Source organism: Chryseobacterium piscicola (assembly GCF_900156685.1).
GTDB classification, from domain to species: domain Bacteria; phylum Bacteroidota; class Bacteroidia; order Flavobacteriales; family Weeksellaceae; genus Chryseobacterium; species Chryseobacterium piscicola.
Window position 1 is genome coordinate 320,597 of sequence record NZ_FTOJ01000002.1, and the last position, 13,629, is coordinate 334,225.

Consider the following 13,629-nt stretch of genomic DNA (forward strand, 5'->3'; position numbering starts at 1 on the left):
TTGTTTCTACAAATCCCTATCATTTTAAATTAAACAAATCTAAACCTAACAGGTTTACAAAACTTGTTAGGTTTTAAATTAAAATTATGAAGAAAACGACAATATTTTTTACAATTTTCATGTTTGTCCTAAGTTTCACAACCATTTCGGCACAGACAAAATTTGAAAAAGACAAAATCGAAATCGCTACAATGCTTGATGCATTCAATGTTGCTGCAGCCAAAGCAGATTACAAAACGTACTTCGATTTTTACGCAGAAGAATCTACATTTATCGGTACAGATGCTACCGAAGTTTGGGATAAAAAAGAATTCATGATTTGGGCAAAACCTTATTTTGATAAAAAGAAAACTTGGAATTTTACTTCATTGAAAAGAAATATCCATTTCACAAAAGATGGCCAATTGGCATGGTTTGACGAATTATTAAATACCCAAATGAAAATCTGCCGTGGTTCAGGAGTTGTAGAAAAGATCAACGGGCATTGGAAAGTGAAGCAATATGTACTTTCTATGACAGTTCCAAATGAGGTGTCGGATAATGTAGTGGGATTGAAGGCGCCTATTGAAGATCAAATGATTTCAGAATTGAAAACAAAATAAAATCATGACAAAAAAAATAAAACCAAGTCTTTCCATGCCTCAAATCATCAACATGAGCATGGGTTTTTTGGGAATTCAGATGGCTTTCGGGCTTCAAAACGGTAATGCGAGTAGAATTTTACAAAATTTAGGAGCAGAAGTAGATAAATTACCGTTGTTTTGGTTAGTAGCACCATTGATGGGGTTGATAGTTCAGCCTATAGTCGGACATATGGGAGATAATACTTGGAGTCCGCTTGGTCGTAGAAAACCCTATTTTTTAATAGGGGCTGTTTTATGTGCAATTGGCTTAGTTTTCTTGCCAAATGCTGCATCTGTTACTCAGTTTATGGGAGCAAATGTTTTGCTTTTAGCAGTTGTTTTTTTAGCCTTAATGGATGCTTCTATTAATGTTGCTATGGAACCCTTCAGGGCTTTAGTAGGAGATATGTTGCCAAAGCATCAAGGTACTTTAGGGTTTTCTATCCAGACAATTTTAATAGGAATTGGTGCAGTTATTGGCTCAGAAATGCCAAATTGGCTTACAAAATTAGGTGTACCTAATGTTGCACAAGAAGGATACGTTGCAGATAATGTAATTTATGCATTTTATATTGGTGCAGCAGTTTTAATTCTTTCCATTATGTATACTATTTTTACCACTAAAGAATATTCTCCCAAAGAATTTGCAGAATTTGAGGGTGGTAAAGAGATGGTAGAAGAACATTCGAAATTTTCAGATATTTATAAAGATTTTGGAAATATTCCTTTACAAATGAAGAAACTAGGAGTAGTTCAATTTTTTTCTTGGTTTGCTTTATTTACAATGTGGGTTTTTACAACAAGTGCTTTAGCAACACATCATTTTGGATTACCTCCAGAAGATGGAAGTTCTGTTAAATTTAATCAAGCAGGGGATTTACAAAATCACTTATTTGGATTGTATAATTTATTTGCTATTCCATTTGCTTTTTTCTTATCCCCAATAGCAAAAATATTGGGTAAAAAACAAACGCATGCATTGGCATTATTAAGTGGTGGTTTAGGTTTGATTTCTATGTTTTTTATTAAAGATACTTCATTGCTTTGGATTTCGATGGTAGGATTGGGGTTTGCTTGGGCAAGTATCCTCGCAATGCCTTATGCAATGTTGATTGATTCAATTCCTCAAAGAAAAATGGGCATTTATATGGGTATATTCAATTTTTTTATTGTAATTCCTCAAATTGTTAATGTAATTTTCGGCGGAATTATTGTAAAACAAATTTTCGGAAATATGGCTATGGATTATGTAGTTGTAGGAGGGGTTTTTATGATAGTTGCGGCTGCAGTAACTATGTTTTTAATTAAAAATCAAGCAAACGAAACTCCAAAAGAAATTGAAGATGAAATTCAACAGGTACATTTTTAGTTTAATTAGAAATTAGAAATTATTTTTACTGAATATCCGCAATTTATCACAATTAAAAAATCTTTGTTTTTCATTATTAAGTTTACGTCTTTGTTTATCTTGAAATGATGATTAGTAAAAAAAGCTTTGTGTGCCGTTTGCGTTAAAATTTAGCATGATGAATAAAAACGCACAATCATTTATTTTTTGATAACATTAAAGATGATTGCAATAATTTTTTCAATAGGAGCGGACTTTAGTCCGCTTTTCTTAATTATTAAAAGACGCGGATGGCTTAGCCAAAACTAAACATTCTTAAAACGTTAATTGAAACCATGATGCATTTTGTAGATGCCGTCAAGCGATTGAAAATTAGAGTCTTTGTATTACTTTGCTAAATGAAATGCCAATTTTTATCTTAAAAATTACATTTATTATAAGATCTTTATTTTTCCCTAGCGATAAAAACAAAGTTATGCAAGGAATTGTAAAAATCCCTTTAAATAAACGTAAACAAAGCCGTTTGACTAAGTCGAATCTTCGATTTTATTATTTACGAAAGACAATAATTCAAAATGCACAATGGGTTTAATTGAATTTTAATCTTAACAAATTCACTTCAAAGAAAATTGACCATTACATTGACCAATCCTTTCTTATCTTACATCAACATCCACCAATCAAATTTTGACGAATTTTGTTCTTGTAAATTTAAATATCAGATATCAATAGTAAATCATCAATTATGAAAACAATATATCACAAAGCAGATTCTAGAGGTCACGCAAATCACGGTTGGTTAAATTCTTATCATACCTTTAGTTTTGCAGGGTATCAAAACAGAGAAAGATCAAACTTTGGAGTGTTGAGGGTTTTAAATGACGACACCGTTTCTCAGGGAATGGGTTTCGGAACGCACCCTCACAAAAACATGGAGATCATCTCGATTCCGTTGGAAGGAAACCTAGAACATAAAGATTCTATGGGAACCACTGCCGTTATCAGAAAAGGAGAAATACAGGTAATGAGCGCTGGAACCGGTGTAATGCATAGCGAATACAATCAAAATAAAGATGAAGCCGTAAAATTCTTACAAATATGGGTTTTTCCCAGAGAAGAAAATGTAGAGCCAAGATACGACCAGAAAAGTATCAAAGATGGAGAGAAAATCAACGGTTTCCAACAAATTTTATCTCCGGATAAAAACGATGACGGAGTTTGGATTCATCAAGATGCTTGGTTTAATTTAGCTAATTTTACCAAAGGAAACAGTGAAAATTACACCTTCCACAAAAAAGGAAACGGAGTTTACGCATTTGTATTAAAAGGCAGCGCAAAAGTAGGCGACAGAATCTTAAACGAAAAAGATGGATTAGGAATTTGGGACACCCAAAGTTTCAACATCGAAGCCGTAGAAAATACCGAAATTCTTTTGATGGAAGTTCCAATGGATTTACCGGCATATTTAAAATAACACTAATTTTGCACCATCAAAATTTAAAGGCTTTTGATAATAAATATTCTAATGTAATTTTCAAAGCAATCAAACCACGAAGTGGTTAAATGTGAATAGCCATGGGTGAAACCCATGGAAAAAAGACAACCGGCAACAACGAACCACAAAGTGGTTCAACAAATAACCCGCAAAAAATCAATAAAATAATTCAATAAATGAAAATCTTAGCCATCGCAGGAAGTAATTCCGATACATCAATTAATAAACAATTGGTTACCTACACCACAACATTATTTACTAATGCAGAAGTGGAAATTGTAGACATGAACGATTTTGAAATGCCAATCTACAAACACCAAAGAGAAGTAGAAAGTGGTGTTCCTCAACAAGCAATTGATTTCGCTTCAAAAATCGATAATGCAGATCTACTTTTAGTTTCGCTTTCTGAGCACAACGGAACGTATTCTACAGCTTTTAAAAATGTTTTCGACTGGACTTCAAGAATTAAACAAAGAGCAGTTTGGAACGAAAAACCAATGTTGTTGATGGCTACAGCTCCTGGTGCAAGAGGCGGTTTAGGTGTTTTGGAAGCTGCTGAAAAGCGTTTTCCTTTACATGGAGGAAATATTATAGACACTTTTACACTACCTTTCTTTAATGACAATTTTGATAAAGAAACTCAAAAAATTTCTAATCAAGAAAAAGACAGTGAGTTACGCGAAAAAGTAAACAAGATTTCTGCACTTGAAACAATCTTAGAAAAATAGCATTTGAATATTAACTTAAAATTAATATCTTTGCAAAAAGAAAAAAGATGAAGATTCAATCCACTTTCAAAGAATGTTTTTCAATTAATGGAAAAACTGTGGACTCTGAAACTCTCATGTAAAATATCAGCCGATAATCTAACAAGATTGTCGGCTTTTTTATTTTTTTTAAATCAAACTATAAGTAAAAATAAAAAGATAAAAGAGGTCAGTCTGTAATCTGAAATCTAGCATCTAAAAATCTAAATTATAATGAGCAATACTTACAAATCTGCAGGTGTAGACAAAGAAGAAGGTTACAAAACCGTTGATAAAATCAAAAAAGCGGTGGGCGAAACGCACAATTCCAATGTATTGAATCATTTGGGAAGCTTCGGTGCTTTTTACGAAATTGGCGGGTACAAAAACCCTGTTTTGGTTTCTGGAACTGACGGAGTAGGAACGAAGCTGAAAGTCGCTTTAGATTCAAAAAGATATGATTCTATCGGTGTAGACTGCTTCGCAATGTGTGCCAACGACATCCTTTGCCATGGTGCAAAGCCATTATTTTTCCTTGATTATTTAGCTTGTGGGAAATTAGATTCTGAAATTGCTGCAGAAATAGTTTTAGGAATGGTAAAAGCCTGTAAAGATAACAACTGCGCATTGATTGGTGGTGAAACTGCCGAAATGCCAGGAATGTATCAACCAGGGGATTATGATGTTGCAGGTTTTTGTGTAGGAATAGTTGAAAAAGACCAGATTATTGATGGGTCAAAAATCAAAGCAGGAGATAAAATCATTGCATTGCCAAGTTCAGGATTTCACTCAAACGGATTTTCTTTGGTAAGAAAAATATTCCCGAATTTTGAAGAAGAATTTGAAGGAAAGCCTTTGTTCGAAACACTTTTGGTTCCTACAAGATTATATTACAAAGACATTCACAAAGTAATTGAAGAAATAGAAGTTGCAGGAATTGCCCATATTACAGGTGGCGGTTTGTACGAAAATATCCCAAGAATTATAGCTGATGGATTATGTGCTTCAATTGATGCCTCAAAAATTCAAATTCCTAGCATAATGTTGGAGTTGGAGAAAAGAGGAAACATCGCCCGTGAAGAAATGTTCGGAACCTTCAACATGGGCGTAGGAATGATTGTTGTTGTAGATCAGGAACACGCTGAAAAAGTACTTCATCTTTTAGATGACGCTTACCAAATCGGAGAAATCACGGAAGGAACTGAAAAAATTAGTTTGAAAATTTGAAAATGTGCTAATTAGATAATGTATTTATTTAATTTTCAAATTAACTTATTTTCAAATTGATTCATTATGAATAACTTAGTTATACTCGTTTCAGGCTCAGGAACCAATCTTCAGAGAATTATCGATACTATTGACAACGAAGAAATCCAGAATGCAAAAATATCTTTAGTGGTTGCCGACAGAGAATGTTACGGATTAGAAAGAGCAAAAAATCACAACATAGAAACTGTGTTAATCCCGAGAGGGAAAAACTTCAGCAGCGATTTAAGTAAAATAATTCCGGAAAATACAGATTTAATAGTATTGGCAGGGTTTTTATCAATCCTCAAACCAGAATTCGTAGAAAGTTGGGAAAATAAAATTATCAATATCCATCCGGCCTTACTACCAAAATACGGCGGAAAAGGAATGTGGGGACATCATGTTCACAATGCTGTCATCGAAGCTAAAGAAAAAGAAAGCGGGGCAACCGTACATTTTGTAACCGTAGGAATTGATGAAGGCGAAGCAATTCTTCAGAAATCATTCGAAGTCACAGAAAATGACACTCCCGAAACATTAGCAGAAAAAGTTCACAAAATTGAATATGAAATTTTTCCAATAGCCATCAATAAATTACTCAATGTACCAATCTAGTACTTTGCTACATTGTTTAACTGGTACATTGTTACATTAAAAAGATAAAGACACACTTAGGTGAAAAAAATATTTCGAAAAGTAAAAAATCTAAGTAAAAATAAGATCGGAGGTGAAAGAACCGATCTACAGTTTGAAATAACTGTAAAAAGTAAAAGTTGAAAAAGTCCGAAGGGACAAAGTGAAAAATGAGTGAAAATCGCAATCCTGCGATTTTCGCTTCAAAAAATTAAAAATCTATGAGCAAGAGAGTTTTGATCAGTGTTTCTGACAAAAGTGGATTAACAGAATTCGCACAGTTTTTAGAATCTCAAAATTATGAATTGATCTCTACAGGAGGAACATTCAAACATTTGAAAGACGCTGGTCTAAATCCAATTCAAATCGATGAGGTAACCGATTTTCCTGAAATGTTGGACGGAAGAGTGAAAACTTTACACCCGAAAGTTCACGGTGGTTTATTGGCAGTTCGTTCAAATGAAGAGCACATGAAAACCGTTCAGGAGCACAATATTGGTTTGATCGACATGGTGATTGTGAATTTATATCCGTTTTTTGAGAATGTAAACAAAGACATCTCATTACACGAAAAAGTAGAATTCATCGACATCGGAGGTCCTTCAATGCTTCGTTCGGCTGCTAAAAATTTCGATTCTGTAACGGTAATTACTGACGTTGAAGATTACGAAAAAGTAAAAATCGAAATGCAGCAAAACGGTGATACGTTTATAGATACTCGTAAAAGATTAGCCGGTAAAGTATTTAACCTTACTTCGGCATACGATGCTGCCATCTCAAGAATGCTTTTAGAAGAAGATTATCCAACGTATTTGAGCGCTTCTTACAAAAAAGTTTCAGACCTTAGATACGGAGAAAATCCACATCAAACTGCAGCATACTACGTTTCAACGTTTGAAAACGGTGCCATGAAAGATTTCGAACAGTTGGGAGGTAAAGAATTATCGTTCAACAACCTTCGCGATATGGATCTTTGCTGGAAAGTGGTAACCGAATTTAAAGACGAAATGGCGTGTTGTGCTGTAAAACATTCTACACCTTGCGGAGTAGCAATTGGAACTTCAGCTTTAGAAACTTACAAAAAAACTTTCGAATGTGATCCTGTTTCTATTTTCGGTGGAATTGTTGCTGCCAATTTTAAAATTGATACTGCAACAGCTGAAGAATTAAACAAAACATTCCTTGAAATCGTAATGGCTCCAGAATTTGACGAGGATGCTTTAGAGGTTTTAAGAAAAAAGAAAAATTTAAGAATTATAAAAATCGTTAATCCGGTTTCAGACAAACAGACTTGGGTAAAGGTTGACGGTGGAATCTTAGTTCAGGATAACGACAGTATTTTCTCAGACGATATTAAAGTCGTTACTGAAACTCAACCAACAGAAGAGCAGAAGAAAGCCTTATTGTTCTCGCAGAGAGTAGTAAAATACGTAAAATCAAACGCCATCGTTGTTTCAAACGGAATTCAAGCTTTCGGAATTGGCGGCGGACAGGTAAATAGAATTTGGGCAACACAACAGGCTATAGAAAGAGCAAAAGAAAAATTTACAGGAGATTTAGTTTTAGCTTCTGATGCATTTTTCCCTTTCCGTGATGTAGTAGATTTCTGCGCTCAGGAAGGTATTACTGCGATTATTCAGCCCGGAGGAAGCGTAAAAGATCAAGAAAGTATTGACGCAGCCAATGAACACAAAATCCCGATGATGTTTACAGGGGTAAGACATTTCTTTCATTAAATTTCAATGCTAAAAGCCATTAGCCATTAGTTAATAGCCAAAAATTACATTTTGAAATTGTATTTATAGCATTCAAAATTATATATTTGTAAAATAGACTAGATAATAATTAAAGTATGAGAATATTAATCATAGGTGAAGGAGGAAGAGAATCTGCCTTGGCAACAAAACTTCAGAAAGATGCAAGAGTGAGTCAGATGTTTTTTGCCAACGGAAACGCAACTACCGACAAAATAGGGAAAAATATCCATCTATCAGAAATCAACGAACTCAGAGATTTTGCAATCAAAGAAAAAGTAGATCTTACTATAGTAGGTCCAGAAGCACCACTAGTTGCAGGGTTGAAAGACGAATTCAAAAAACATGATCTTAAAGTTTTTGGTCCTACCCAGAAAGTAGCAAGTCTTGAGGGAAGTAAAGCTTTCTCTAAGAAATTCATGAAAACGTATAATATCAAAACAGCAAAAGCTGAAGTTTTTGATGCCTATAACGATGCTAAAGAATACCTTCAAACTCAGCAATTTCCTTTGGTTATAAAAGCCAGCGGATTGGCGGGTGGTAAAGGCGTTGTCATTTGCGAAACTCTAGAAGAAGCAGAAGCTACGATTCATGATTTTATGATCAGAAGAATTTTTGGTGATGCAGGAATCCGAGTAGTAATTGAAGAATATTTACAAGGTTTTGAAGCTTCAATTATTGCATTTTCAAACGGAGAAAAATTATTTCCTTGTGTTGCAGCAAAAGATTACAAAAAAGCTGGAAATGGCGATACCGGTCCAAACACAGGAGGTATGGGAGCTGTTGCACCAAGCCCAGAATTTACTGCAGAACATTTTGCTGATTTCGAGAAAAACATACTTGAACCTACGGTAACAGGTCTCAAAGGCGAAGGTTTCGGTTTCAAAGGGATTATTTTCTTCGGATTGATGATTACTAAAAATGGAACTTACCTTTTAGAATACAATATGAGATTCGGAGATCCAGAAACTCAGGTTTTAATGGCTTTGATGGAGAATAATCTTCTTGATGTAATCAATGATTGTCTAGACGGAAAAGATATACAGCTTAAATTCAAAGACGAAAAAGCAGTTTGCCTTGTGATGTGCTCTGGAGGTTACCCTAGAAACATAGAAACAGGATTCGAAATCGTTGGCGAAAATAAAGTAAAACATAGCACAATTTTATATGCAGGAGCAGTAAAAAGAGGTGATAAAGTGGTTTCAAACGGCGGTAGAGTTTTAAATATCGTTGCTACAGGAGCTACTTACGACGATGCACGCAAAAAAGTCTACGAAGATGCGAGCCATGTCCATTTCGATTACAGTTTCTACAGAGAAGATATAGGTAAATTTTAATATAATGCCCTGATTTTTCGGGGCTTTTTTTATTAGAAGCCGGGAACCTGCTGTCCACTGTATCTTTTTTGTAATTGCGATAGAACCGAAATTATATGTACAACTTTTTCGCCATCGCAATCACAAAAAAGGATGCCGTTTCCATCAGGGCTAGGGTTTTAGTCCTTTTAAAAAAAAAATTAGGTAAATCAACATCATTTGGTTTATCATTTATAAATTATCAATCATCAATTATACAATGCACAACGGTATTATCATATTAGATTTCGGATCTCAGTACAACCAGCTTATCGGAAGAAGAATTCGTGAGATGGGTGTGTATTCTGAAATCTTACCATTCAATACACCATTAGAAGCAATTCTAGAAAAACAACCAAAAGGAATTATCCTTTCAGGTGGCCCCAGTTCTGTAAATGCAGAAAACGCACATTTGGTTGAAAAAGAATTGTACGAACAAGGAATTCCCGTACTAGGAATCTGCTACGGAATGCAACTTACCGCACATCTTTTGGGCGGAAAAGTGAATAAAGGCGAAAAAGGCGAGTACGGAAAAGCGCATTTAGAAATTGTAAAAGAATCTTCTTTATTAAAAGGGGTTACCAACAATTCCGTAGTTTGGATGAGCCACTTCGACGAAGTAGGAGAACTACCTGCCGGATTTGATTTAAATGCAAAATCTGGTGTTATTGCTTCAATTTCAAATGAAGACAAGAAAATCTATTGCGTACAGTTTCACCCCGAAGTTTCTCACACAGAAGAAGGTGGAAAAATGCTAGAAAATTTTGTGTTCGCAATCTGCCAAGCAGAAAAAAATTGGAAACTCACCAATTATATCGATAAAACAGTAGAAGAAATCAAAGAGAAAGTAGGAAGCAATAAAGTAATTCTTGGGCTTTCTGGTGGAGTAGATTCCTCTGTTGCTGCGGTTTTAATTCACAAAGCAATTGGAGATCAGCTTCATTGTATCTTTGTAGACACCGGACTTCTGCGTAAAGACGAAGACGTAAAAGTGATGCAAAATTACGGCGAGAGCTTTAATATGAACATCAAATTGGTGGATGCTAAAGAAAGATTTCTTTCAAAATTAGCAGGTGTGGATGACCCCGAAACCAAAAGAAAAATTATTGGAAACGAATTTATTCATGTTTTTGATGAAGAATCTCATAAAATAGAAGGCGCAAAATTCTTAGCACAAGGAACAATTTATCCAGATGTTATTGAAAGCCAGTCTGTAAACGGACCTTCAGCAGTAATCAAATCACATCATAATGTGGGCGGGCTTCCAGAAGAAATGGAGTTTGAATTACTTGAACCTTTAAGAGAACTCTTTAAAGATGAAGTAAGAAAAGTAGGAGAAGAATTGGGTATTCCTCATCATTTGGTACACAGACATCCTTTCCCTGGTCCAGGTTTGGGAATTAGAATTTTGGGCGCCGTAGATGCTGAAAAAGTAAAAATCCTTCAGGAAGCTGATGATATTTTTATTGAAGAATTATACAAAAATGACTTGTACGACAAAGTTTCTCAGGCATTCGTAGTTCTTCTTCCCGTAAAATCTGTAGGAGTAATGGGCGACGAAAGAACCTATGAATACACGGCGGTAGTGCGCTCTGCCAACACTATTGATTTTATGACAGCAACTTGGAGCAGACTTCCTTATGAGTTTTTAGATACCGTGTCTAGCAGAATCATCAACGAAGTAAGAGGAATCAACAGAGTTGCTTACGATATTTCTAGCAAACCACCTGCAACCATAGAGTGGGAGTAATACTATAAAACCGATATAAGAGTTATACAAACTTTTATAATGTTAATACATAAAAAAACCAGTTTTTAAGCTGGTTTTTTTATGTAAATTAAATTGTAAATATTTTTATAAATTCAAAAATTGAATAAAATAAAATTAAGAAAGAAATTTTTCTTTAAGTTTATCAAAAACTATTTTATCAACAGGCAATGTAAAAGGATTATCTACAGAATCAATATCAATCCACTCCGTTTTTTCGATGCAAGGATCCATGATTAGAAAATCTTCTTCATTGATGATTTTTACTAAATAATACACCGTTAAAAGCTGTTCATTCTCACGAAATCTAGAGGTCAAAAAATTTTCTTGAGTATAAAAATGATCTAAAATTTCAATTTTAAGATTTAATTCTTCTTCAAATTCTCTGTGAAGACAGTCTGTGAGACCTTCGCCGAGCTCCAATCCGCCTCCCGGAAGCTTCATTAATGGTTCGCCGGCATATTCTTCAAATAAGGCAAGAACTTTTTTATTCTTTACAGCACAAGCATATACCCGAACATTTATTTTGTCTATCATGTATCATATTTTGTAAAGCTAAAATAGTGAATTTGTCGCTTTTATAAGTGAAAGAGTTAATCAAAAAAAATTTAACTAAATATTAAAACAAAGTTTTGTAAAATTTTCAACTTAGCTCTTCCGTCTTCCATGCGTTAATCATCTCACGTTTTCCTGGAGGCCCGGGAACCTTTTCGACTCTAAAATTAAGTTCTTGTAAAATCCTTCTCACACTGCCTTTTGATGAATAGGTTGTTAATAAACCATTCCTATTCATCTTATCAGAAACCATTTCGAATAGAGGTTTTTCCCAAAGATCGGGCTGTACTCTTGCACCAAAACAGTCGAAATAAACGAGGTTTACTTGGGGTAAGTTGATCTCTTTCAAGTCAAAAAAATCGCATTGAATCTTTTTTAAATTAAATCCTGGAATAATTTCATTTAAATTTTCCCAATCTGTTTGATGAATTTTTTGATAAATATTTTTTAATTCTACGTCACTAAAAAGTTCAAAATAAGCCAAATCTTTAATTTCGGATTCACTTATCGGATATTTCTCTAAGCTAAAATAATTAATCTTATGATTTTTATCAGTTTTTAAATATTCATTAATTGTTACTAAAACATTCAGACCTGTTCCAAAACCGAGTTCTAAAATGTTAATTTCGTAATCATTTATTAATTTTAATCCATTTTTAATAAACACGTGTTCGGCTTCCTGCAACGCACCATGATGAGAATGGTAGTTTTCATTTAATTCACTGATAAACAATGTTTTACTACCGTCGTTAGTTGTTTTTATTTCTCTTTTCACGCTTTTTTTGTCAAATTTAATGTAAAATTTTTATATTTGAAAAATTATGTTAAATTTGTAGAACATCATAAAAAATTTAAGAAATGATAATTCAAAAGACAGAAAACTCTAGAATATCTATGTTCGATCCTCAAAACTTTTCGTTTGGAAATATATTTGCAGACCACATGGTGATTTGTGAATATGAAAACGGAAAATGGGGAGATGTGAAGGTAGTTCCTTATGGCCCCATTCCTTTTACTCCAGCGATGATGGGAGTAAATTATGGGCAAGCTTGTTTTGAAGGCATGAAAGCTTATAAAGACAAAGATGGACAAGTTTTCCTTTTCAGGCCCGAAAAGAATTTTGAGCGTATCAATAAATCTGCAAAGCGTCTTGCAATGCCAGAAGTTACAGAAGAAATGTTCTTGGATGGTCTTAAAGCTTTGGTTAATATCGATAGAGATTGGATTCCGCAGGGAGAAGGTAATTCATTATATATTAGACCGCTAATTTTCGCTACTGAAGAAGCATTAAAAGCAAGAGTTGCTAATAAATATATGTTTGCCATCGTGGCAACACCTGCAAAAATGTATTATACAGAACCGGTATCAGTGAAAATCTCAGATCATTACTCTAGAGCGGCAAGCGGAGGTGTAGGTTCTGCAAAAGCGGCAGGAAATTATGCAGCTTCTTTTTACCCAACTCAGTTGGCTATTGAAGAAGGATATGACCAAATTATTTGGACAGATGATGCTACCCACGAATATTTTGAAGAAAGTGGAACAATGAATGTTTTTGTTAGAATAAACGATACAATTTATACACCACCTACTTCAGAGAAAATCTTAGATGGTGTTACAAGAGACAGCTTTATTCAATTAGCAAAAAAACGAGGATTTACCGTAAAAGTAGAACCTATTAAGGTAAAAGACGTTGTTGAAGCACAAAAAGACGGAACTTTGAAAGAAGTTTGGGGAGTAGGAACTGCTGTTGTTACAACTGTGTTTCAAGCTTTAGGGTATAAAGGTAATAAACTTGAATTGCCTAGACTTTCAGACGAAGAAAGTTTTGCAGTTACATTAAAGAATGATTTAGTGAGTTTACAGACAAATCTCACGGAAGATCCTTTCGGATGGAGAGTTTTGGTAGAGAAAAATATTCTTGAAACAGTTTAATCTACTCAATAATAAATGTAAAGCCAAGATTTTTCTTGGCTTTTTTTGTTTTTATATGTTCATATAATTGCGTATTTTCGCATCAGTTTTTGAAATCACAAGTAATAAAATTTGCATTGTAAATTAAATAAAATAATGTTTGCAAATAGTTATAAAACAATAAACCAACTGC

Annotated in this window: 12 protein-coding genes; 10 read left to right on the top strand and 2 right to left on the bottom strand. The window is 34.1% G+C overall.

The window, feature by feature from the left end; genetic code table 11:
* Positions 1-86 precede the first annotated feature (86 nt).
* The 9 genes from BW939_RS05450 (at position 87) to guaA (ending at position 10,952) form a co-directional block, all read left to right on the top strand.
* Positions 87-602, top strand: coding sequence for a nuclear transport factor 2 family protein (locus BW939_RS05450; protein WP_076450613.1), 516 nt, complete (start codon positions 87-89; stop codon positions 600-602).
* A 4-nt stretch (positions 603-606) separates the two neighbouring features.
* Complete coding sequence (locus BW939_RS05455) at positions 607-1,992, top strand: MFS transporter (protein WP_185115855.1); 1,386 nt, start codon at positions 607-609, stop codon at positions 1,990-1,992.
* A gap of 724 nt (positions 1,993-2,716) precedes the next feature.
* Entirely contained in the window at positions 2,717-3,445 is a 729-nt protein-coding gene (locus BW939_RS05465; protein ID WP_076450618.1) for a pirin family protein, read from the top strand.
* 197 nt (positions 3,446-3,642) lie between these two features.
* Positions 3,643-4,194, top strand: a complete 552-nt coding sequence (locus BW939_RS05470) for an NADPH-dependent FMN reductase (RefSeq protein ID WP_076450620.1) — start codon at positions 3,643-3,645, stop codon at positions 4,192-4,194.
* Between the two features lie 252 nt (positions 4,195-4,446).
* Complete coding sequence (purM, locus tag BW939_RS05475; RefSeq protein ID WP_076450621.1) at positions 4,447-5,439, top strand: phosphoribosylformylglycinamidine cyclo-ligase; 993 nt, start codon at positions 4,447-4,449, stop codon at positions 5,437-5,439.
* 66 nt (positions 5,440-5,505) lie between these two features.
* Entirely contained in the window at positions 5,506-6,075 is a 570-nt protein-coding gene (purN, locus tag BW939_RS05480) for a phosphoribosylglycinamide formyltransferase (RefSeq protein ID WP_076450623.1), read from the top strand.
* A gap of 239 nt (positions 6,076-6,314) precedes the next feature.
* On the top strand, positions 6,315-7,829 hold the full coding sequence (purH, locus tag BW939_RS05485; RefSeq protein ID WP_076450625.1) for a bifunctional phosphoribosylaminoimidazolecarboxamide formyltransferase/IMP cyclohydrolase: 1,515 nt from the start codon (positions 6,315-6,317) through the stop codon (positions 7,827-7,829).
* Between the two features lie 116 nt (positions 7,830-7,945).
* The gene (gene purD, locus BW939_RS05490; RefSeq protein ID WP_076450626.1) at positions 7,946-9,184 is read left to right on the top strand and encodes a phosphoribosylamine--glycine ligase; all 1,239 of its coding nucleotides are present in this window, start codon (positions 7,946-7,948) and stop codon (positions 9,182-9,184) included.
* 238 nt (positions 9,185-9,422) lie between these two features.
* Entirely contained in the window at positions 9,423-10,952 is a 1,530-nt protein-coding gene (guaA, locus tag BW939_RS05495) for a glutamine-hydrolyzing GMP synthase (RefSeq protein WP_076450628.1), read from the top strand.
* Between the two features lie 135 nt (positions 10,953-11,087).
* Here guaA and BW939_RS05500 read toward each other — a convergent pair whose 3' ends face one another.
* Both BW939_RS05500 and mnmD read right to left on the bottom strand, forming a co-directional pair.
* Positions 11,088-11,507, bottom strand: coding sequence for an NUDIX hydrolase (locus tag BW939_RS05500; protein WP_076450629.1), 420 nt, complete (start codon positions 11,505-11,507; stop codon positions 11,088-11,090).
* Positions 11,508-11,613: 106 nt separating this feature from the next.
* Positions 11,614-12,300 (bottom strand): tRNA (5-methylaminomethyl-2-thiouridine)(34)-methyltransferase MnmC2, encoded by a 687-nt coding sequence (mnmD, locus tag BW939_RS05505; RefSeq protein WP_076450631.1) that lies wholly within the window; start codon positions 12,298-12,300, stop codon positions 11,614-11,616.
* Positions 12,301-12,383: 83 nt separating this feature from the next.
* Here mnmD and BW939_RS05510 point away from each other — a divergent pair, with 83 nt between their 5' ends.
* Positions 12,384-13,457, top strand: coding sequence for a branched-chain amino acid aminotransferase (locus BW939_RS05510; RefSeq protein ID WP_076450632.1), 1,074 nt, complete (start codon positions 12,384-12,386; stop codon positions 13,455-13,457).
* Positions 13,458-13,629 lie beyond the last annotated feature (172 nt).